General features: G+C 42.7%; 18 protein-coding genes and 1 tRNA gene. 7 read left to right on the top strand and 12 right to left on the bottom strand.

Annotation, left to right across the window (positions count from 1 at the left end; genetic code table 11):
* Positions 1 to 145: 145 nt before the first annotated feature.
* The gene (locus OCV20_RS14690; protein WP_048614888.1) at positions 146 to 916 is read left to right on the top strand and encodes a DeoR/GlpR family DNA-binding transcription regulator; all 771 of its coding nucleotides are present in this window, start codon (positions 146 to 148) and stop codon (positions 914 to 916) included.
* Between the two features lie 107 nt (positions 917 to 1023).
* The gene (gene glmS, locus OCV20_RS14685; protein WP_050643142.1) at positions 1024 to 2856 is read left to right on the top strand and encodes a glutamine--fructose-6-phosphate transaminase (isomerizing); all 1833 of its coding nucleotides are present in this window, start codon (positions 1024 to 1026) and stop codon (positions 2854 to 2856) included.
* A gap of 102 nt (positions 2857 to 2958) precedes the next feature.
* Here glmS and OCV20_RS14680 read toward each other — a convergent pair whose 3' ends face one another.
* The 10 genes from OCV20_RS14680 to rpsU all read right to left on the bottom strand — a co-directional run bounded on the left by OCV20_RS14680 (position 2959) and on the right by rpsU (position 16238).
* Positions 2959 to 4227, bottom strand: coding sequence for an O-acetylhomoserine aminocarboxypropyltransferase/cysteine synthase family protein (locus tag OCV20_RS14680; protein WP_086773806.1), 1269 nt, complete (start codon positions 4225 to 4227; stop codon positions 2959 to 2961).
* A gap of 521 nt (positions 4228 to 4748) precedes the next feature.
* The gene (locus OCV20_RS14675) at positions 4749 to 6404 is read right to left on the bottom strand and encodes a response regulator receiver domain (RefSeq protein WP_086773805.1); all 1656 of its coding nucleotides are present in this window, start codon (positions 6402 to 6404) and stop codon (positions 4749 to 4751) included.
* Positions 6397 to 9372, bottom strand: a complete 2976-nt coding sequence (locus OCV20_RS14670) for an ATP-binding protein (RefSeq protein ID WP_086773803.1) — start codon at positions 9370 to 9372, stop codon at positions 6397 to 6399. The genes OCV20_RS14675 and OCV20_RS14670 overlap by 8 nt, the downstream gene beginning before the upstream one ends.
* Positions 9373 to 9453: 81 nt before the next feature.
* Positions 9454 to 10626 (bottom strand): DNA cytosine methyltransferase, encoded by a 1173-nt coding sequence (locus OCV20_RS14665; RefSeq protein WP_086773802.1) that lies wholly within the window; start codon positions 10624 to 10626, stop codon positions 9454 to 9456.
* 92 nt (positions 10627 to 10718) lie between these two features.
* Positions 10719 to 11264: an HNH endonuclease gene (locus OCV20_RS14660; RefSeq protein ID WP_086773800.1), complete on the bottom strand. Its 546-nt coding sequence runs from the start codon at positions 11262 to 11264 to the stop codon at positions 10719 to 10721.
* Positions 11265 to 11508: 244 nt separating this feature from the next.
* Positions 11509 to 11584 (bottom strand) — tRNA-Ile (locus OCV20_RS14655).
* Positions 11585 to 11747: 163 nt separating this feature from the next.
* On the bottom strand, positions 11748 to 13583 hold the full coding sequence (gene rpoD, locus OCV20_RS14650) for an RNA polymerase sigma factor RpoD (protein ID WP_086773798.1): 1836 nt from the start codon (positions 13581 to 13583) through the stop codon (positions 11748 to 11750).
* A gap of 99 nt (positions 13584 to 13682) precedes the next feature.
* Positions 13683 to 15434 (bottom strand): DNA primase, encoded by a 1752-nt coding sequence (gene dnaG, locus OCV20_RS14645; protein ID WP_017069474.1) that lies wholly within the window; start codon positions 15432 to 15434, stop codon positions 13683 to 13685.
* Positions 15435 to 15553: 119 nt separating this feature from the next.
* Positions 15554 to 15997 carry a GatB/YqeY domain-containing protein gene (locus OCV20_RS14640; protein WP_017069475.1) on the bottom strand — a complete coding sequence of 148 codons (444 nt, stop codon included), beginning with the start codon at positions 15995 to 15997 and terminating at the stop codon, positions 15554 to 15556.
* 25 nt (positions 15998 to 16022) lie between these two features.
* Positions 16023 to 16238, bottom strand: coding sequence for a 30S ribosomal protein S21 (gene rpsU / locus OCV20_RS14635; protein WP_004396009.1), 216 nt, complete (start codon positions 16236 to 16238; stop codon positions 16023 to 16025).
* Positions 16239 to 16496: 258 nt separating this feature from the next.
* Between rpsU and tsaD the strand changes: the two genes are divergently transcribed.
* Positions 16497 to 17513, top strand: coding sequence for a tRNA (adenosine(37)-N6)-threonylcarbamoyltransferase complex transferase subunit TsaD (gene tsaD / locus OCV20_RS14630; RefSeq protein WP_017061410.1), 1017 nt, complete (start codon positions 16497 to 16499; stop codon positions 17511 to 17513).
* 106 nt (positions 17514 to 17619) lie between these two features.
* Entirely contained in the window at positions 17620 to 18435 is an 816-nt protein-coding gene (locus tag OCV20_RS14625; protein WP_086773796.1) for an alpha/beta fold hydrolase, read from the top strand.
* 43 nt (positions 18436 to 18478) lie between these two features.
* Here the strand turns inward: OCV20_RS14625 and plsY are convergent, their stop codons facing one another.
* Positions 18479 to 19075 carry a glycerol-3-phosphate 1-O-acyltransferase PlsY gene (gene plsY, locus OCV20_RS14620; protein WP_009847793.1) on the bottom strand — a complete coding sequence of 199 codons (597 nt, stop codon included), beginning with the start codon at positions 19073 to 19075 and terminating at the stop codon, positions 18479 to 18481.
* A 138-nt stretch (positions 19076 to 19213) separates the two neighbouring features.
* Between plsY and folB the strand changes: the two genes are divergently transcribed.
* The 3 genes from folB to OCV20_RS14605 are packed head-to-tail and all read left to right on the top strand — an operon-like array spanning position 19214 to position 20871.
* On the top strand, positions 19214 to 19573 hold the full coding sequence (gene folB, locus OCV20_RS14615) for a dihydroneopterin aldolase (RefSeq protein ID WP_004735969.1): 360 nt from the start codon (positions 19214 to 19216) through the stop codon (positions 19571 to 19573).
* On the top strand, positions 19570 to 20052 hold the full coding sequence (gene folK / locus OCV20_RS14610) for a 2-amino-4-hydroxy-6-hydroxymethyldihydropteridine diphosphokinase (protein ID WP_048614902.1): 483 nt from the start codon (positions 19570 to 19572) through the stop codon (positions 20050 to 20052). The genes folB and folK overlap by 4 nt, the downstream gene beginning before the upstream one ends.
* Positions 20053 to 20067: 15 nt before the next feature.
* Positions 20068 to 20871: an undecaprenyl-diphosphate phosphatase gene (locus OCV20_RS14605; RefSeq protein ID WP_010434624.1), complete on the top strand. Its 804-nt coding sequence runs from the start codon at positions 20068 to 20070 to the stop codon at positions 20869 to 20871.
* Positions 20872 to 20963: 92 nt separating this feature from the next.
* Here the strand turns inward: OCV20_RS14605 and OCV20_RS14600 are convergent, their stop codons facing one another.
* Positions 20964 to 22280, bottom strand: a complete 1317-nt coding sequence (locus OCV20_RS14600; protein ID WP_086773795.1) for a multifunctional CCA addition/repair protein — start codon at positions 22278 to 22280, stop codon at positions 20964 to 20966.
* Positions 22281 to 22291 lie beyond the last annotated feature (11 nt).

The raw sequence follows: 22291 nt of genomic DNA, 5'->3' as shown, positions 1-22291 counted from the left end.
TAATGAGTTCAATATCACTGCTTAACAATTGTCTTAGGACAAGGTTTTATCGCTATTTATTAATTTTTTGGATCAAAATAAATGGACTAAATAGTTTCGTTGTAACTATAATATGTTTCATATCGAAACTTAGTGGCCTTTTTAAATGTCGAAACGAAACACCCAGCTCAGAAGACATGCAATTTCTAACCTAGTGAATGAAAAAGGGGAGGTTAGTGTTGATGAATTATCCGCTAAGTTTGAAACCTCAGAGGTCACTATTAGAAAGGACTTGGCGTCTTTAGAGAAAAACGGTCAGCTTTTACGCCGTTATGGTGGTGCGATTTCGTTACCGAAAGAGGTTGTCAACGAAGAACTGGGTCAACAAGTTTCGACTCGAAAGGTTTCATTGGCAAAAGCCGCTGCAGATTTAATTCGCGACCATAACCGCATCGTGATCGATAGTGGCAGTACGACCGGTGCTCTAATTCAGCAGCTTAATGCTAAGCGTGGCTTGGTTGTCATGACCAACTCATTGCACGTCGCTAATGCGCTTAATGAGCTTGAAAGCGAGCCGACGTTATTAATGACTGGCGGCACTTGGGATACCCATTCGGACTCTTTCCAAGGCAAAGTCGCAGAGTCGGTGCTTCGCGCTTATGATTTTGACCAACTATTTATCGGGGCCGATGGTATCGATCTTGATAGAGGCACAACCACGTTTAATGAACTGGTTGGCCTGAGCAAAGTAATGGCTGAAGTGTCACGAGAAGTGATCGTGATGGTTGAGTCGGAAAAAGTGGGACGAAAGATCCCGAACTTAGAGCTGGCATGGGAACACATTGACATCTTAATTACCGATACAGACTTAGGCGAAGAATCCAAAGCAAGTATCGAATCACATGATGTTCGAGTGATCCTGACCGATCCAGCGTAAAAACAAATTTAAGTATTATGCATTTACTTTCCTATAATTGATCTTAATAAAGATCTGGCCTTTGCTTGCTGCCAATAGGAATAAAACAAAATTGATGGAGTGAAACTATGTGTGGAATTGTTGGTGCAGTAGCACAGCGTGATGTAGCTGAAATTTTAGTAGAAGGCCTTCGTCGTCTAGAATACCGTGGCTACGATTCAGCAGGTGTCGCTGTCGTCGATACTGAATCTAACCTAACTCGTGTGCGCCGCTTAGGTAAAGTGCAAGAGCTAGCTGACGCGGTAGAAGAGCAACAAGTGATTGGTGGTACAGGTATCGCTCATACACGTTGGGCGACACACGGTGAGCCATCTGAAGCGAACGCACACCCACACATGTCTGGTGATATTGCCGTTGTACACAATGGCATTATCGAAAACCACGAAGCACTGCGCGCTATGCTGCAAGAGCGTGGTTACGTATTTACTTCACAAACGGATACAGAAGTTATTGCTCACTTAGTTGAGTGGGAACTTCGCACTTCAGCTTCTTTGGTTGAAGCGCTACAGAAAACAGCAAAACAATTAGACGGTGCGTACGGCACGGTTGCGGTTGATCGCAAAGATCCTAGCCGTATTGTTGTGGCTCGTTCTGGTAGCCCGATCGTTATCGGTTTTGGTGTCGGCGAGAACTTCCTTGCTTCTGACCAACTGGCGCTACTGAGCGTAACTCGTCGCTTCATGTACCTAGAAGAAGGTGATGTTGCTGAGGTAACTCGTCGTGATGTTACTGTATTTGATGTCGCGGGCGAGCGTGTTGAGCGTGAAATCGTTGAATCAAACGCTGAACATGACGCAGGCGATAAAGGTCAATACCGTCACTTCATGCAGAAAGAGATCTTTGAGCAACCAACAGCGCTGATCAACACGATGGAAGGCCGTATCTCTGAGACTTCGGTTATCACTAACGCGATCGGCGTTAAAGCTGAAGAGATCCTAAGCAAGGTTGAACACGTGCAGATCATCGCATGTGGTACGTCTTACAACTCAGGCATGGCTGCGCGTTACTGGTTTGAATCTCTAGCGGGCGTAAGCTGTGACGTAGAGATCGCTTCTGAATTCCGTTACCGTGATTTCGTTGTTCGTCCGAATAGCCTATTGGTGACTCTGTCTCAATCTGGTGAAACGGCGGATACGCTTGCTGCACTTCGTCTTGCAAAAGAGAAGGGTTACATGTCAGCGATGACCATCTGTAACGTTGCAGGTTCTTCGCTGGTTCGTGAGTCTGATTTTGCCTTCATGACTCGCGCAGGAACGGAGATCGGTGTTGCTTCTACTAAAGCTTTCACAACTCAACTAGCAGCAATGCTGATGATGGTAACGTCAATTGGTCGTCTACAAGGTCGTATCAATGAAGAGAAAGAAGCGGAAATCGTTCAAGCACTTCACCAACTGCCTGCTGATATCGAGAAAGCATTAGCGTTTGATAAAGAGATTGAAGCGCTAGCACCTGATTTTGCTGATAAGCATCACACACTGTTCTTGGGTCGTGGTGAGTTCTACCCAATCGCGATGGAAGCGTCTCTTAAACTGAAAGAGATCTCTTACATCCACGCAGAAGCATACGCTGCTGGTGAGCTTAAGCACGGTCCTTTGGCTCTTATCGATGCAGATATGCCAGTTGTCGTTATTGCACCAAGTAACGACTTGCTAGAGAAGCTGAAATCAAACGTTGAAGAAGTACGTGCTCGTGGCGGTCTACTTTACGTATTTGCTGACCAAGACGCTGGCTTTGAAAGTGATGAGAACATGAAGATCATCAAGATGCCTCACGTAAGTGAAGTAACAGCGCCTATCTACTACACAGTGCCGATGCAGCTGCTTTCTTACCATGTCGCGCTAATCAAAGGTACCGACGTTGACCAACCTCGTAACCTAGCGAAAGCGGTAACAGTTGAGTAATCGACAGCTTATCTAAGAAATAGATAATAAGAAGCCCATTCAGTGATGGGCTTTTTTATGTCTGTTAGTTAACGATCAGTGTTAGAGCTAGCTGTAGCGTCATTAAGTGCTCAGTGCTTGCTCTAGGTCAGCCAAGATATCGTCAATGTGCTCGATACCTACTGATAGGCGAATCATCTCCGGTGATACACCGGCTTGTTTCTGTTCAGCTTCGCTTAGTTGACGGTGTGTCGTCGAAGCTGGGTGACAAGCGAGAGATTTCGCATCGCCAATGTTAACCAAGCGCTTGAAGATTTGCAGTGCATCATAGAAGCGAACGCCGGCTTCATAACCGTCTTTTAAACCAAAAGATAGAATGGCCGATGGCTTACCTTGCATGTACTTTTCAGCGAGTGGATAGAATTCTGAATCAGGCAGGCCAGCGTAACTTACCCAGCTGACTTTCTCGTGTTGCTTGAGGTATTCCGCTACTTTCAAGGCATTCTCTGTGTGTCGCTCCATGCGTAGCGACAAGGTCTCCAAACCTTGCATCAACATGAAAGCATTCATTGGTGACAGTGCTGCACCTGTATTACGCAGGGGAACCGTTCTAGCACGACCAATAAACGCAGCCTCACCAAATGCCTCGGTATAAACCACGCCATGATAAGAAGGCTCTGGCTGATTAAACACAGGGAAGCGGTCTTTGTGCTCTGCCCATGGGAATTTACCTGAGTCGACAATCACGCCACCTAACGTTGTACCGTGACCACCCACATATTTAGTTAGTGAGTGCACCACGATGTCGGCACCAAAATCGATAGGTTTACACAGTACAGGCGTCGCCACCGTGTTATCAACAATCACAGGTACACCTTGTGCGTGAGCAAGTTCAGCAACACGCTCTAAGTCGATAATATTACCTGCTGGGTTACCGATACTTTCGCAGTAAACCGCCTTGGTTTTTTTGTCAATCAGTGCTGCTAAGCTTTCTGGTTTGTCGTCTTTAGCAAAGCGAACTTCGATCCCTTGGTTTGGCAGCATATGAGCAAACAGGGTGTAAGTACCACCGTAAAGCTGAGGCGTTGAAACGATGTTGTCACCGATTTGTGCCAACGTTTGAATCGCGTAGTTGATCGCCGCGCTGCCTGCACTCACCACTAAGCCTGCAATCCCGCCTTCTAAGGCTGCCATGCGTTTTTCCAACACATCATTGGTTGGGTTCATTATACGAGTGTAGATATTACCTGGCACCGCGAGGTTAAAGAGGTCGGCACCGTGTTGTGCGTCATCAAATTCGTAAGCAACGGTTTGGTAAATAGGAGTCGCAACCGATTTGGTTGTTGGATCAGTGTCGTAGCCGAAGTGAATCGAGAGCGTTTCGTCTTTCATGAGTCTTCCCTGAACTATTGAATGATTTGTGTACTCTCATATTGCCGATTTTTTTATAAAAGAAAAGTATGTTTAGTCACATAGAAGAAACTGGACGAATGGGGCAGAGCGTTGAGCTAGAAGATAAAGGGCTAGAAAAGCAAAAAGCCAGAGCAGCGTGAACTGTTCTGGCTTTTCTAATTTGGTGGCCCCTCCCAGATTTGAACTGGGGACCGAACGATTATGAGCCGGCCAGTTATGAAACAACCTCAAATTTATAGATACACTTATCTCTTTGTTTTACCGATTTAATGCAGAAAAATCACTTTTCAGCTCTAGCTATAGAGCTTTTTAAAAACAAAAAACACCAACCCTCGTTGGTGAAGATGTGTTGGTAGGGGGCTTTAACAAGAAGAACAAGGGAATGGAAAGTGACTTACTAGCCTGATGTCTATATTGCAGTGTAAATATAAATCTTCTTTGATATGGTGAATTAAATATAAAGAGACACTTATGAATATAAGTGTCTCGCAAATCTTTGTCTAATTGTATCGCCTTACCCATTCCGGCTCATCTAGCCCGACACGAGAGAGGCTACCACTATATTCCTCTATGATTTTTTGTGCGTACATTTCTTTCAGTTCAACTATAAATTGAAATGCCTCAGGAATGTTTTCTGAGTGATGGGTAGGGTAAAATAAGCGTTGTGTCGAAATTAACTCAGATGGAACTGTGCCTGTTGAAGAACCATTGAACTTTACAGTTCTTAATGCATAAGTTCCTTTGTTTACCTTAAGCTTAGTACCTGTTGGAGTAAGGAAATCAAATGTTTTTACGTCTTGAGAGTCTGTTACCTCTGTTAAGGACAAGAATAAAAAGCGTCGAGTATTGTCTTCATTTAATCTAACTGAATCACATCGCTGTTGTATACAAATATAGTAATTGTTCTCAGTAGTGCTTTTTACAACTGTCCCTAAGGTTAAGCTTGGGGTGTAACTATCATTTGTAATTATGTTTCTATGTTGACATAAGTTTGCAAATTTATGATTTATTTCATTATAGTTAGAGTCATCCGTAAATAGCGTGATGGCAAACTTAGAAGCTAGAAGATCTAGTCTCTTGTTTGTGAGTTGGCCATTGTCTTCACCATCTTTAATAACTTCTCTATATTTCGTTTCAACCACGTCATGAGAGCCAAGAAGTCGCATTAATTTATTGTGACTTAATGAGAAAGTAATGGTCTCATTATCACCGTTTGATTTTTTGAGGTGAAACTGTCTTTCTGGAACGTTCTCCATTAGCCACGCTTCAATAAGGTCATTATTGATATATTGGTTGAGTCCTTTGTACCGCAATGTAGACATAAAAGTGCTACCAAGTAACTCAATTAACAGTTCATTTGCATCATGAGTGTTTGGTAATAGAGATTGATGCGCAAGATAAGCTGCGTCAAGTTTCTTTGAAAATTGACTCAAAATCTGATTGAAATTTCGCCTTACTTCAGAAAGTGATGCCATTGCAAAATTGGAGAGTAAACCACTAGTTAGAGATGAGAATTGTTGCGTAATAAACACTGGAAGCTCAGCGTATGTAACTCTCTTTGATCTTAATAAATCGGCATGCTGACCACTTTCTTCTTCACGGTTAGATTTTGCTATAACCATGATTCGACAAGATTTTGAAACTATTGTACATGAATCATTAGAGTCAATATTAAAACCTTCTAAATTATTATCATTGATACTTTGATGTATATCAATGGCAATTTTCTCTAGGTCAGTCTCACCTGTATAGACTAAAATAAGCTTGATACTGTTTTTACATGATTCATCGAGTAAAAGCTGATTTATTATTTTTTTCGTATATATCCCTCTCACGTCATCAATATCAGCATCAGCTTCATCGTCACTTTCTTCTTCCTCTGTTTCTCTTTGGTCGTCAATAACAATCTGCCAGTCGATAACAGCAACGTCTGCTTTCTTTGCCACAGTGATAAGGGAGTCAATTTCTTGAGTTGTACTAGGTTCGTAAACTGCACAAACTTTACCATTTTCAGAGAATACTTTAGTAATCTCTTTCGCATTAAAGTCATGTTGATCACTAGTGTCGTTACTTTGGTATGCCTTGTCATCGATGAAGACAATGCTCTGGAGAAAATTACTAGCTGCGTCTTGTGATAACTGAGTAAAATTAGTCATTGTCTTTACCTTTGGATAGTTTAAATGTAACTGTAGAATTATCTCTTGCTTCATCTAGAATCAATTCATAACCTGCTGATTCGAGAACTTCATTGCTGATATGAAGGCCCATGCCTCGGCCATTATCTTTCCGAGAAAACCCAAGACTAAAAATTTTGTTTTTATCTTGAGGCTTAATCTCTAACCCGTTATTGGAAATATAAACATTCCCTTCTTTGTCGGCGTGAAGTCTAATTGTTTTATTTTCATTCCCACTTTCATTTAACCAGTGAATGGCATTATCAATAACATTTACAAAAACAGGGTAAAAAGTTGATCTATAACCAATGATTTTTCCCTTTGCAAAACCATTAGTATGCTTAAATTCAATGTTATGCCTTTTAAGCCGGCTTTTAAAAAGGTCAATCAAAAAGTTCTTTATTTCTAAAAGTTTAATTTCTTCAGAACGTCGAGATAGTCTTCTATTTAATGGGGTGAAAAGGTTTAGGTAACCATCTAAATGCTCGAAGTTTATCTTGATATTTTTATACACACCATCAAGATCCTCGTTTACATCTGACCAAGCTTTTAGGTCCTTTAAGCTATGCCTAATAGATCTAACTGTACTATTAAACTCATGGTGTATTACACCGACAGCTAGCCCTAGCTGACTAAGTTCAACATCGACATTCACTTTATCACGTAAACTCTCTAGCTCTTCGCTAAGAGCGCTAGTGATTTGGTCATTTGTTATATAGTTATTGTCTTCATCTTTCTCCCAATAAATCCCTTCTAATTGACGGATTATGGTATCAAGTACATTCGTGTTTCGTTCAGAAATTAGTGTTATTTCGTCAGATAAAGCATTGCGCATAGCAACCAAATTAATATCTGGCTCATCTTCTATAGATACTTTTTTAAATTTGTCTTTGACTTCTCTTATTTGGTCGTCAAGATCAATCATTAGCTCGCTTGCAAGTGACTTTACTCTTTTGGAAATATCTAAAGCTGATTCATTAGCTGCTTTTCTTTTATCAGAGTTCAACTTTTTAGCTTGATTTGAGATGGCTTCAACAGCCTGCTCTAATCGTCTTCGTTTATTAAGCTCTATGTGAAGAACAGATACAGTTTCTTCAACAATATCATCTATTTTTAAAAAAGCTTTTTCAAATATATTTAGATTGACCTCATCTATTAACTCTAGGTAAGTTTCATAATCTCTTTTTACTTCGCCTTTTATATAAAACCCTCTAGGAGAAGGCACGATGATAGACTTTCTATAATCAGATAGCTTCTGTCTAGATATCGACTCTACATCTAGAATTTTTTGGCTAGCTAAATCCTCATCTTTTTCAGAGGCAACGCTTTTAAAATCAAAGTTTATTTCATTTAAGAGGTAATTAACCTGTTCATTGAATGTGTCATTTTTATAAAGTTCAAAGAACTGATTAAGATTCTTTTCAAATTTTACTTTACGTTCCTTTGCCTGCTTTTCTCTTTTTTCTAGTGCTTTATAAGTTTGAGTTATTTCATTTTTTTTGCTGTTCCACAACTCTGACTTAGGTGAATTATCATCTGATGAAAAGAAATCGGCAGCTATTTGTACAAAGAAGTTCTTTAGAATATTTTGCATTTGACGGTATGATTTATTTTCTATAAAGCCTTCACGTCCAGCCTTTTCTTTTAATTCTCCATTGTCTTCATGTGTAATATTGATAACACCAAACATTCTTCGATATGAAAAGAAGGATGAAAATCTAAGGTTTCGCCTTTTTTCAATTTCTAAATAATCATAATCAGAATCACCATAAGGTAATATTCTGATGTTATCTTTATATATATATAGTCCGCCAAACTTATTGGCTTTTTCTTTTATTCTAGTGTGATTCTCAGGATCTAATATAGATTCTATTTTTCTACCTTGAATATAAGCAAAATTTATAGAAAACGGCCCGCATCGTGTCGTTTTGAAATTATTCTCAGTCCAGTTAACGATGTGATCAAACGTTTTCTCATGATAAATTTTAACCATTCCTTTAAATTGGCCATATTCATCAAATTGCCCTTCAAAGTGGTGATCTGCTTTTTCAAAGTCATCAACTGAAAAGAAGTGTTCCCGATCGATAATACCAATATAATTATCATCATTATATTTATAGTCTCGAAATACAATATCTAAAGTAGGTTTTGGGTGCTCAGGCGTCATTGTGTTGTGAAAGCCCATCAGCATTTTTTCAATTTTAGTAGCTTCTTTTCCTTTACTAGAACCGTCAATATCGGTATTAATGATTGGATCTACAGATGAGATATAGAAAAAAGTTCCACCTTTATTTAGGTCATCTAACTCATATTTACCAACTAGCTTTTTATCTATTTCTCTTGGACAAAATTCGAAATTATTTAATGTATTAGTTAATGATTCGTATTCTTGTTCTGAGAGATCGTCTTGATCATTTAATCTATCGATAGAAGTTTTTAATTCGGCCTTCATGGAAGAAAGTTCTTCTTGGTTAGGAAGGGAACTAAATGTTTGTATTGGGATCGATATATCTTCTAAATTTAACCCTGGGATCTCGAAAAGTTGCCAATTAATAAGGGCGGCAGTAATTTCATTTTTGCCTTTTGCTTTCGTCACAATTAGCACTAGTTTTCCAATTGATGCTATTGCAAGCCGGCCTATACCTTTTTCACCCATTGGTATTCGGAAGTCTTTACTTCCATCGATACGAGGCTCTAATGACTTCTTATGTTTTACTTTTGATTCAGTCCCAAGTGTCAACCAACGATTTTCAAAATCATCTTTGGTCATTCCTATGCCATCATCTCTTAAAATGAATAGATCTTTAGAACGAAAGTAATCGATATCGACTTTATCGGCATACGCATCATGGGAGTTTTTGAGAAGTTCATTAATTGCAGTAGGAATGCCTGCTATTTGTTGGCGACCTAGTAAGTCTAATGCTCTAGCTCGTGTTTTAAAAATGGCCATATTTAGTAATCTCGCAGAATTGCATATGGTGGTTAACTAGTTAATATTAAAAAAAAAGAGCCTATATAATAGACTCTTTTTCTATTCAATTCCATTCATAATGGCGTTTATGAGTATCTGACCAAGCTCTGGTGGTACAGCATTGCCAATTTGCTTGGCTTGGTGAGTCGAGCTTCCTACGAAAGTGAATTCGTCTGGAAATGTTTGTAATCTTGCTGCGTGTCTTAAAGTTATACCATGATCTTTCCAGGGATGTACAAACCGTCCTTTAGAGGGGTTGTTACAGCCAGTTGTGATAGTATTTGAAGGCTGATGTATAAACATTCTTCCATATACATCTTTATGTCCTAGATACCCATTTGCGTGGCATTTAAGTTCAAATTCCTTGCCTGCATCTGTACGACTTCCGTTCAACCGAGTTTTCTTAAAGCGCTCTTTCATTCTTTCGGTTGGTTGCATATGTACATTGCATGGGTCATCGAAATTAATTTCACTTCCAGCTTCCAAATTCTCCAGCACTAACCTAGCTTCGTTATCTTTAAGCTTTGTATGATCCCTAAAGTGTTCTTTAACATACTGTTCTATCAAAGCAGGTGTTAGGGGTTCAAATACCGATGAAGCGGTTCTCCATTTATTCGCCCCTTCTTTAACTTCTTTTGAAGCTGGCGAAAAGTGAGTCTTTAGTGGGGGAAAGTTTAAAGTGTTTGTATCTTCTCTAATCCCTAAAATAAACGCTCGTTTTCGATTTTGAGGAACACCATAATCCTTTGCGTTTAAGGTGTCACAAAATACAACGTTATAATGGTGCTGTTCAGCTAAAGCTAAAAAGTTGTCTAAATAACTTTTATGCCTTTCCCAAAAAAGACCAGTCACATTTTCTACTAGGAAAGCTTTAGGTAGAAAAGCTTCAACAAAATCGAAGTAGCGAAGAAGTAACTTGTTCCTCGGATCATTAACCCCCGCATCTTTTATGCGATGACTCGAAAATCCTTGGCATGGTGGTCCACCAAGAATAATTGATAATTCCCCGGTTTCAATTCCCAACTCTTCTCTTAGTGATTCTGGGTTTATTTGAAGTATGTCTTCGTTAAGTAGGCTGGTATCTTGCCCTAATCTCTCTATGAGGTTGAGGTGATATGTTTCAGAAGCCGTTTTATCAAGCTCTATAGCTGCTATTATATCTAAGCCGAGATTATGTGCAGCTAAACTGAATCCACCTGCGCCGGCAAATAAATCTATAGCTTTGTGTGACATTCAACTAACCTTCAAGATTCTAAGCCGCGACATTCTACCGTTTTATTTGCAAATAGCTATGGCGGCGTAGCTGTTTGCCAACATGATTGAACCTATCTAACAAATGCTTCGTCTAATTGTTTGTATAGGTTTAGTGACTTCTCTGATTCGGCTTTAATATTGTTATAAAGGCTGTTTGCTATTACACGAATGGCGTGTCGTTCTTTGTCGTTCAGCTTTGGATAATTAAACATTTCAAAATTATCAAGAATTCGTTGCTTTCTTAGTTCAAACTGTTCTATTTCATAGTTTTGTCTACAAACATAGAGTAAGTGCTGCTCCCAAGTACAATATGTGTTGTCCTCGTTCCTGGAGCGCTTGTTACACAGTTTACAGCAAGGAACAATGTTTCCAGGGTGATGTAAGCCGTATTCAGAGCGGTTGAACATGTACAAGTGTTCAACTTGCAAGCTTTCCTTCTTTTCACCACAATAAGCGCATGATGAATCAAATTGCTCATTTCTAATTTGCAACCAAATCTTCTTTCCTTTGCCACTTGTAGTGTTGAATGAGTGCCCTAGGTAAAACTCTCCCACTTTCGTTAGGAATGCTCGTACGGCTGTGTTAGCCGAGTCTGACGCTGTGTTATATACAGCCATATACTCTTCTTCTTAGAAACGGGTTATCGCATCTTATTGGATTATCAGCAATAGACCAACCGTACAGTGATTTTACTATGAGTTACCGCAAATACTAAGTACTGGTTGAAAGTCTATATTGACAAGATATGAGGCTAAGTGGAGAGAGCATAGTGAATATTATAGGAGCACCCGTAAGAGCACCCAGCTTTCTGAAAAAGAAAAAAGGCGTAGTAGGTACTAACCTTCTACGCCTTTCTAAATTTGGTGGCCCCTCCCAGATTTGAACTGGGGACCGAACGATTATGAGTCGTGCGCTCTAACCACTGAGCTAAGGGGCCGTAGGGCATAGATTATAGGGGAAGCATTCAGTGGTGTCTAGACACTATAAGGGGCAATTCCGCTTACATCTTAGCCACTTAAATCATACGGATAAAAAAAAGGTGAGCCAACGCTCACCTTTTCTTATTTATGCTTAAAAGCTAACCGCACTAAAGCGTGTGATTACTCGTCTAGGAAGCTACGCAGAGTTTCTGAGCGGCTTGGGTGACGAAGTTTACGCAGTGCTTTTGCTTCGATCTGACGGATACGTTCACGAGTTACGTCGAACTGCTTGCCCACTTCTTCAAGAGTGTGGTCAGTGTTCATATCGATACCGAAACGCATACGCAGTACTTTAGCTTCACGAGGTGTTAGGCCAGCAAGAACGTCTTTAGTTGCGCCGCGTAGGCTTGTTGCCGTTGCAGAGTCTAAAGGCAGTTCTAGCGTTGTATCCTCGATGAAATCACCTAGGTGCGAATCTTCGTCGTCACCGATTGGTGTCTCCATTGAGATTGGCTCTTTAGCGATTTTCAGTACTTTACGGATCTTGTCTTCAGGCATTTGCATGCGTTCAGCTAGCTCTTCCGGAAGTGGTTCACGACCCATCTCTTGTAGCATTTGACGAGAGATACGGTTTAGTTTGTTGATCGTTTCGATCATGTGAACCGGAATACGGATAGTACGAGCTTGGTCGGCAATCGAACGAGTGATTGCTTGACGGATCCACCACGTAGCGTAAGTAGAGAACTTGTAACCACGACGGTATTCAAACTTATCTACGGCTTTCATCAGACCGATGTTACCTTCTTGGATTAGATCCAGGAATTGTAGACCACGGTTTGTGTACTTCTTAGCAATCGAGATTACTAGACGTAAGTTCGCTTCAACCATCTCTTTCTTCGCACGACGAGCTTTCGCTTCACCGATAGACATACGACGGCTGATATCTTTAATGCTTTGAACAGTAAGAGACGTTTCACGTTCGATCATATCCAGTTTTTGGATAGAGCGACGGATGTCGTGCTCGTTACGTTTGATCTTTTCTGCGTATGGCTTGTCTGAAGCAAGAACTTCATCCAACCATGCTTCGCTAGATTCGTTGCCAGTGAATAGAGCAATGAAAGATTTCTTCGGCATTTTGCCGTACTCAACCGTTTGACGCATGATTAGGCGTTCTTGAGTACGTACGCGATCCATAGAGTTACGCAGTTCGTTTACTAGGTAATCAAACTGTTTTGGTGTTAGACGGAACTCTTTGAATACGTCTTGCATCATTGTTGTTGCAAGCATTGCTTTCGGGCTTTCATGGCCGTACTCGTTGATCGCTAGCTGACGGTTCTGGTAGCTAGTACGAAGCGCTGTGAACTTCTCAAGAGCAAGCTCAGGATCGATACCTGTATCTTCTTCTTCCTCTTCCTCATCGTCTTCTTTGTCTTCGTCTTCCAGATCAGTTTCAGCAAGTTCTGAACCGATGTGAGTCGCCGTTGGCGCAGCTGTGCCATCGTCGTCTGGGTCAACAAAGCCATTGATTAGGTCTGTTAAGCGAATCTCTTCTGCTTGTACGCGGTCAAACTGTTCCAAGATGTATGGAATAGTGCCAGGGTACTCAGCAACCGATAGTTGAACTGTATTGATACCATCTTCAATACGCTTCGCAATGTCGATTTCGCCTTCACGAGTCAGTAGTTCAACCGTACCCATTTCACGCATGTACATACGAACTGGGTCAGTAGTACGGCCAATCTCGCTTTCTACGCTTGAAAGCGCAGCAGCTGCAGCTTCGGCTGCATCTTCATCTATATTGGCATCGTCATCATTAAGTGCTAGATCATCAGCATCAGGTGCAGTTTCAACTACCTTGATACCCATGTCGTTGATCATTTGAATGATGTCTTCTACCTGTTCAGAATCCACGATTTCTGCAGGTAGGTGGTCGTTTACTTCGGCGTAGGTCAGATAGCCTTGTTCCTTGCCTTTAATAACAAGTAATTTAAGCTGTGACTGCGGATTTTGATCCATAGATGATATCCAACTTCAGGTCTGGTGAAGGACGTTGCATTCTCAAATGCAAACCAATTATGTTAACAAATTTATTAAATGCTGACTAATCAAACAGGGTTACGCTTTTAGATCTAGCATTAAAGCTAGTAGCTCCCTTTTTTCTTCGGCTGATAAACCGACGCTTCTTGCTTTGGCCTGCAGGTTTTCAATTTGTTTTTCAACGCACTGGGCAAGTATGTTGTCCAATGAGTCTAAAAATATGTCTTCTTGATTGTCTTCGTCGAGGGGGATTTCCCAGCTCGCGAGACGAGACAGAAGAGCCTCATGTTTATTATGTCGCCAATGCTCTAATAATTGGCCTGTGTTGATATGGGGATGCGCGTGGCATTTATCAAGTACTTCGACGAATAAACTTAGTCCAGGCAACTGTAAGCCTTTGACACTTGATAAATCCGGTACCATATCAGCATAGCTCGGATTTTGGATAAGCAAAGCGATAACTTCACGCATTGGAGTGCGCTTCAGCTCTTTATGCGGTTGAGGTGTCGGGTTCTGTGTATGAACACGCGCACGTCGCAATTGGTTATCAAATCCAGTTCGCTCATCGAGCAGTTTTTCGAGCAATTCTTGGAAGTAACTGTCAGGAATTTTGTTAATCAAGGCGCTGGCGTGTGCACGCAGTGCTGATTTCCCTTCGGTTGTTCCCAAGTTCAACTTGTGTATTTCAATCAGGTTATCGAACAAATAGGTCGAAAGCGGCGTCGCATTGTGGACTAGCTGTTCAAAAGCGGCTTTGCCATGCTCTCTAATATAGCTGTCTGGGTCTTCACCGTCGGGCAAGAACAGAAACTTAAGCGTGTTACCTGTTTTCAGATACTCAAGTGCGTTTTCTAGTGCGCGCCATGCGGCCTCTTTACCTGCTCGGTCACCATCGTAACAACAAACCACAGTGCTGGTTTGACGGAACAACATTTGAACGTGGTCGCCAGTTGTCGAGGTGCCCAGTGATGCCACTGAGTAATCGACACCATATTGCGCGAGAGCCACGACATCCATGTAACCTTCAACCACAAGTATTTGCGGCGGTTCACGGTAGGCTTGCAGCACTTCATAAAGGCCGTAAAGCTCTTTGCCTTTATGGAAGATAGGCGTTTCTGGTGAGTTGAGGTATTTGGGTGTGCCGTCTTCTAATACACGACCACCAAAACCAATCACACGGCCACGACGATCACGAATCGGGAACATTACGCGTCCACGGAATCGGTCGTATCGGTTACCTTTATCGTTCTCGATTAGCATGCCGCCAGTCACGAGCATGTCTTGGGCTTCTTTCTGTTGGCCAAAGTTCTTACGAACTAAGTCCCACTCATCGGCCACATAACCAATACCAAACTTCTGGACGATCTCGCCAGAAAGGCCACGATTCTTTAGGTAATCAATCGCAGGTTTGTTGGCTGAAATTTTCAGTTGAGAGCGGTAAAAATTACTGATGCCGCCCATCAAATCGTAGAGGTTACGTTTTTGTTCGCTGTTGGCTCTTGGTGCTGTTGATATTTCGCCGCTGCGTTGTTCTCTAGGAACATCGAGGCCTAAGAAAGAGGCTAGCTCTTCAATAGCTTCAACAAAATCGAGACGTTCGAACTCCATAATGAAGTCGATAGCATTACCGTGTACGCCACAACCAAAGCAGTGATAAAACTGTTTTTCTTGGCTTACGCTAAAAGAAGGGGTCTTTTCGTTGTGGAATGGGCAACAAGCACCATAGTTTTTGCCTTTTTTCTTAAGTTTCACGCGTGCGTCCACAATGTCGACAATGTCGAGACGCGCTAGGAGATCATCGATGAAACTACGCGGGATGTGTCCTGCCATAAAACCTTAGAAAAATGCACTAACTGAGAGTGTGGATAATAATAGTTTGAATAGGTTACAGATACAAACAAGCCGTGCGTTCCGAAGGATTGCACGGCTTGTTGCAATTTGATTTGGGATTAAGCGAGTTTAGAACGAACTAAACCACTAACTTTACCCATATCTGCACGCCCTTGAATTTGTGGTTTCAAGATAGCCATTACTTTACCCATGTCTTGCATGCCCGCTGGTTGAGCTTCGGCGATTGCGCTATCAAGTAGTGCAATAACTTCTTCATCAGTTAGCGGTTGAGGCATAAAGCCTTCAAGTACCGTAATTTCTGCTTTTTCCACGTCAGCAAGATCTTGACGATTTGCCGATTCATATTGAGCAACAGAATCGCGACGTTGCTTAACCATTTTAACTAATACAGCAAGAATGTCGTCGTCGTTCAGAGTGATCCGTTCGTCAACTTCACGTTGCTTAATTGCTGAAAGAGCTAAGCGGATAGTGCCAAGGCGCGGTTTGTCCTTGGCTTTCATCGCTAATTTTTGCTCTTCTTTGAGTTGTTCAATAAGAGCCATAACTCAGTCCTTATGGATTAAGTTATTAGTACAGGCGAACGCGACGTGCGTTTTCGCGAGCTAGCTTCTTAGCGTGACGCTTTTGAGCTGCTGCTTTAGCGCGTTTGCGAACTGTAGTTGGCTTTTCGTAGTGCTCGCGACGGCGAACTTCAGAAAGGATACCTGCTTTTTCACAAGAGCGCTTGAAACGACGTAGTGCAACGTCGAACGGTTCGTTTTCACGTACTTTAACTATTGGCATATGCCTTTCACCTCAGGGGTTATTCATTATCGCTGGCCACTCAGTACCAAATCAGAGAAGTTACCCATCGAGCTAACTCTCTATTCGCGTTTGGCCATTAACCAGCTTGATCAAAAATGGTGCGGAATTTTAATCCGATCACAGTGGCTTTGTAAAGCACTTTGTCGATTATAGTCTGTACAATATTTGTTTGAAGAGCTTAGGCAGGGTAATATTGCGCTAATTTCCCATTTTAGACGAAAGCGTGCCGAGAAAATTATGCGCATTATTGGTATTGAAACCTCTTGTGATGAAACAGGAATCGCGATTTATGATGATGAGCAAGGGCTGCTTTCTCATCAATTATATAGCCAAGTAAAGCTGCACGCCGATTACGGTGGTGTGGTGCCTGAGCTAGCTTCGCGTGACCACGTGAAAAAAACAATTCCTCTTATTAAAGCGGCATTAGCTGAAGCGAACCTAACGTCGAAAGACATTGATGGTGTGGCTTACACAGCTGGCCCAGGTTTAGTGGGTGCACTGCTTGTCGGTGCAACGATTGGTCGCAGTATTGCTTATGCGTGGGGCGTGCCTGCTGTGCCTGTTCACCATATGGAAGGTCACCTTCTTGCGCCAATGTTAGAAGACAATCCACCTCCATTCCCATTTGTGGCTCTGCTGGTTTCTGGCGGCCATACCATGATGGTAGAAGTGAAAGGCATTGGTGAATACCGAATCCTTGGTGAATCGATTGATGATGCAGCGGGTGAAGCGTTTGATAAAACCGCGAAACTGATGGGCTTAGATTACCCTGGTGGTCCACTGCTATCTCGCTTGGCAGAAAAAGGCACTCCGGGTCGTTTTAAGTTCCCGCGTCCAATGACCGATCGTCCGGGTCTAGATATGAGCTTTTCTGGTCTGAAGACGTTCGCAGCGAATACCATTCGTGACAACGATAATGATGACCAAACTCGCGCTGATATCGCTTACGCGTTCCAAGAAGCCGTTTGTGCAACCTTAGTAATCAAGTGTAAGCGTGCCTTGGTTGAAACGGGCATGAAACGTATAGTGATTGCTGGCGGTGTAAGTGCCAACAAGCAACTGCGCGTTGAGCTTGAGGCGCTTGCTAAGAAAGTCGGTGGTGAGGTGTACTATCCACGCACTGAGTTCTGTACAGATAATGGTGCGATGATCGCTTATGCGGGCATGCAGCGCCTGAAGAATGGCGAAACGGCTGATTTGTCTGTTCATGCCACACCGCGTTGGCCAATTGACCAACTAGAGCCAATTGCATAATTGACTATAGTGTTTCGATAAACGGTCGCCTTGTGCGGCCGTTTTTATATCCTAGCTTACCGACTGTATGTCGATAAATAATTGCTGATAGAGATTAGGGAAGAAAATGAACAAGTTCACAGTAGACAATCAATCGATGGCGTACCTAGATGAAGGTCAAGGCCCTGTTGTTGTACTCGGCCACAGTTACCTTTGGGATAGTGCAATGTGGAAGCCGCAGATCGAAGCATTAAAGGCTCAGTATCGCTGTATTGTTCCAGAGCTTTGGTCTCATGGTGAATCTCAAGCAGCACCCACTTCGATGCGTAACTTGAAAGATTACGCTCAGCACGTTTTGGCTCTGCTTGATCATTTAGAGATCGAAGAATTCTCAGTAGTTGGCTTATCGGTTGGCGGTATGTGGGGGACTGAGTTAGCGGAACTTGCACCTTCACGTATTAAGTCTTTGGTTCTAATGGATACTTTTGTGGGTTTAGAACCAGAAGTTGCTCACGCTAAGTACTTCAGCATGTTAGATACCATCACTCAAACCAAGACGTTTCCTCAGCCAATTGTTGAAGCGGTTGTTCCACTGTTCTTCGCTAATGATGCTCAAACCAACACGCCAGCTTTAGTGGAAGGTTTTACTCAGCAGTTATCAGCTCTTGAGGGCGACAGCGCTGAAGAAGTGGCACGAATTGGTCGAATGGTGTTTGGACGTCGCGATATGATTGAATCGGTAGAGAACTTTGCTCTGCCTGTTTTGATTGCTGTAGGACAAGAAGATAAACCACGTCCGGTACTTGAGTCATACTTAATGCATGATTGTATTACGGGCAGTGAATTAGTGGTGATTCCTGGCGCAGGTCATATTAGCTCGTTAGAGCAACCAGAGTTTGTGAACACAATGCTTAAGACGTTTTTAGATAAACATCTGCTGTAAGCTTTAAACACTAAATATTATGGTTCGGCTTAGACGTGACAGTTTAAGCCGATTTTTTTTGTCCGAGTTTTGGTTCGCTGCCATCGAGTAGGCGGCGGATATTCTGGTGGTGACGTAACACGATCAAACAACACAACATGGCTACAGGCAGTGTGTATTGAGGTTTGACTAACCAAGCGTAGAAAGGGGCAAGTAGCACAGTAACCAGTGCGGCCAAAGAAGAGTAACGAAACAAAAACGCGACCACTAACCAAGTCGCCATGATCATTCCTGTTAGATCGAATCCTATTGGGGCGATAGCGCCGAGTGCGGTTGCCACGCCTTTACCACCTTTAAAGTGGAAGAAGATCGGATACATATGACCTAGACACGCCGCAATTGCCACAACCCCAAGAATGATTGGGTCGATCTTGAGGTAGTAGCCAAGCCAGACAGGGATGGTGCCTTTCAGCATGTCACACAGGAGGACGGCAGCAGCTGCGCCTTTACCACCAACGCGCAGTACATTGGTGGCGCCTGGGTTATTGGAGCCTACCGTTCTTGGATCAGGAAGTCTTAAGACTCGGCATATTAAGACCGCACTAGAGATTGAACCTAGCAAATAGGCTGCAATGATCATGATGAGTGCCAATGGGGTCATGTCTTTCCTTAAACGGTTATAAGCCTAACGATGGGAAAATAATGCTCAATCCAAGAGTAATTGATATCATATCTCGAATTACGCAAATAATACGTTTTTTTCCCCCATATGGGTATCCGACCTCTAAAAGGACAAGTCATGGCACTGGATAAAGTTTTCATTGAACAGCTAGAAGTAATTACAACGATCGGTGTTTACGATTGGGAACAAGAGATTAAACAAAAACTTGTGCTTGATATTGAAATGGCTCATGACAACCGCCCAGCGGGTAAGAGTGATGATGTGGTTGATGCTTTGGACTACTCGACTGTGAGTACTGCCGTGCTTGATCACATTGCGAATGGCCGATTCCTATTGGTTGAACGTGTGGCTGAAGAAGTCGCTGAATTGATCATGACTCAATTCTCTGTGCCGTGGATTAAAATCCGCTTGGCTAAACCTGGCGCAGTGCCACAAGCAAAAGCCGTTGGCGTGATCATCGAACGAGGTCAAGCATGACAGTAGCCTATGTTGGTGTTGGCACGAACATAGACCGCGATAAGCATGCAAGGGTGGCATGGACAGAGCTTCAATCGTTAGGGACTAACCTTAAATGCTCTAAAATCTATCACTGTGAGCCCGTGGGTTTTAATAGCCATCCGTTTTATAACTTTGTGATAGAGCTCGACACGTCACTCTCATTGACTGAATTTTCACAGCAGCTGCGTAAAATTGAGTTTAAATGGGGTCGCTCTCAAGATGCGCACAAACTACAAGATCGAAAACTCGATCTTGATATTGTGCTGTTTGGAGAGGAGATTTCTGATAGCGATCCAGAGCTGCCACGCAGTGATATCTACAAATATCCTTTTGTAACACAACCGCTTTATGATCTTTGTCCTGCGCGAGTGATCCCGCAAGACGGAAGAACCGTCAGTGAAATATGGCAGAAGATGCAGCAATTAGACTCGCTCTCTGTCGTAGATATAAAACTATAATTTTTAAGGTAAGTAATGAGTTATTTTGAAGCGTTTATATTGGCGTTGGTGCAAGGCTTTACTGAGTTTTTACCTATTTCCAGTTCTGCACACCTAATCCTTCCTTCTGCTGTTTTAGGCTGGGAAGATCAAGGCTTGGCTTTTGATGTGGCTGTCCACGTTGGTACTTTGGCAGCCGTGGTTATCTATTTCCGTAAAGAAGTGGTCTCTTTGCTGAGCGCATTCTTTGGTTCAGTGTTTAAAGGTGATCGCAGTAAAGAAGCGAAGCTCGCGTGGATGATCATTCTCGCGACGATTCCTGCATGTATCTTTGGCTTGTTGATGAAAGATATTGTTGAGCTTTACTTACGCAGTGCGTGGGTGATCGCGACGACAACGATTATCTTTGGTCTATTGCTTTGGTGGGTGGACAAGAACTCAAGCCTGCGCGATGACGAATACCAAGCGGGTTGGAAAAAGGCGCTGTTTATTGGTCTTGCTCAAGCAATGGCGATCATTCCGGGCACGTCTCGTTCTGGCGCAACCATTACCGCGGCGCTTTACCTTGGTTTCACACGTGAAGCGGCGGCTCGATTCTCTTTCTTGATGTCTATCCCAATCATCACTCTGGCTGGTGGTTATTTAGGTCTTAAGTTGGTGACAAGCGGTGATCCAATCCATGTTGGCACTTTGCTAACGGGCGTTGCGGTGTCTTTCATCAGTGCTTACATCTGTATCCACTTCTTCTTGAAGCTTATTTCTCGTATGGGTATGACACCGTTCGTTATCTATCGCCTGATCTTGGGTTGTGGTCTGTTTGCTTTCTTGATGATGCAGTAACAGACGCGGACAACGGTCTCGCTGTAAAAATTGAAACAAAAGGCCCGCTTAACAGCGGGCTTTTTAATGCGGTTTAATTAGAACGGTGACGATTAACTGGCAGGGAGTAATGATAAGGCGCTTTCAATTGCGACGGCTCTACGTTTCTCTTGTTCTTCTCGAATATCTTTGCCTTTAAAACCATCGGCAATGATCGCTTTGACTTCAACTTGAAGCGCCGCTTGGTAAGCGACTTCAAAACGCGCTTTTTGAGGATACGGCTGATCTTCTAATCCTTTTCGGCCTGCGTGATCGGCTTGGCAGCAAAGCAGTATATCGTCGAGCCTATCTGGCTTACGCCAAACATCAAACTTATTGAGAACCTTGAGAAAGGTGGTTGGTTTGAGCTCGCCTGCGCGGTGGATGTTAGAATGTTGCTCGCATACTAACAACGCAAGGTCTCTGAACTCATTAGGCACTCTGACTCGTTCACACAGCTTCTTAATGATTTTCAAACCTGTGTGGCAATGCATTTTGTGGCTCGGCCATTCGCTTTCTGGTGTAACGCCTTTACCTAAGTCATGCACTTGAGCGGCAAATCGTACCGGTAGCGATGGGCTTAATAGTGCGGCTTGCTGAGCAACCATCAGAGTGTGAATGCCCGTGTCGATTTCAGGGTGCCATTTTTCAGGCTGAGGGACGCCAAATAGAGCGTCAATCTCAGGTAATACGACTGCCAATGCACCACACTCTTTCAATACATAAAGGAACACTTCAGGGTGCGGTGTACTCAGAGACTTATGCCACTCTTGCCAAACTCGCTCTGCAGTGAGGTGTGCCAACTCACCAGATTGGACGATCTCACTCATCATATCCATGGTTTCAGGTGCAACCGTGAAGTTAAGATGGTGAAGCTTGGCGGCGAAGCGAGCCACACGTAGTACACGAAGAGGGTCTTCAACAAAAGCGTCTGAAACGTGTCTTAAAACACGATCCGAGAGATCTTTCTGACCATGGTAAGGATCGTGAAGTTGGCCTTTATCATCTTGAGCGATAGCGTTGATGGTAAGATCTCGACGCATCAGATCTTCTTCCAAACTCACGTCTGGAGCGAAGTAACACTCAAAGCCTGTGTAACCTGAACCTGATTTTCTCTCAGTGCGAGCCAGTGCGTGCTCTTCTTTGGTTTTTGGGTGCAAGAATACGGGGAAATCTTTTCCCACAGCAGTAAAGCCAAGGTTTTCCATCTCTTGAGGGGTACTCCCTACCACGACCCAGTCTCTATCATAACTATCAATATTGAGCAGCTTATCGCGCACTGCTCCACCGACTAGATAGCGTTGTAGCCCGTTGTCTTTTGGTAGGCTATCGTAAATTTGCAACTTATCACCTCGAAATGTTTTATCACTGCTGGACTTTACTGCAAGCAATGGTACTTTCC

The sequence above is a fragment of the Vibrio coralliirubri genome, from assembly GCF_024347375.1.
In the GTDB taxonomy this organism is placed as follows: domain Bacteria; phylum Pseudomonadota; class Gammaproteobacteria; order Enterobacterales; family Vibrionaceae; genus Vibrio; species Vibrio coralliirubri.
This window is presented reverse-complemented; position numbering and strand designations above follow the sequence as displayed.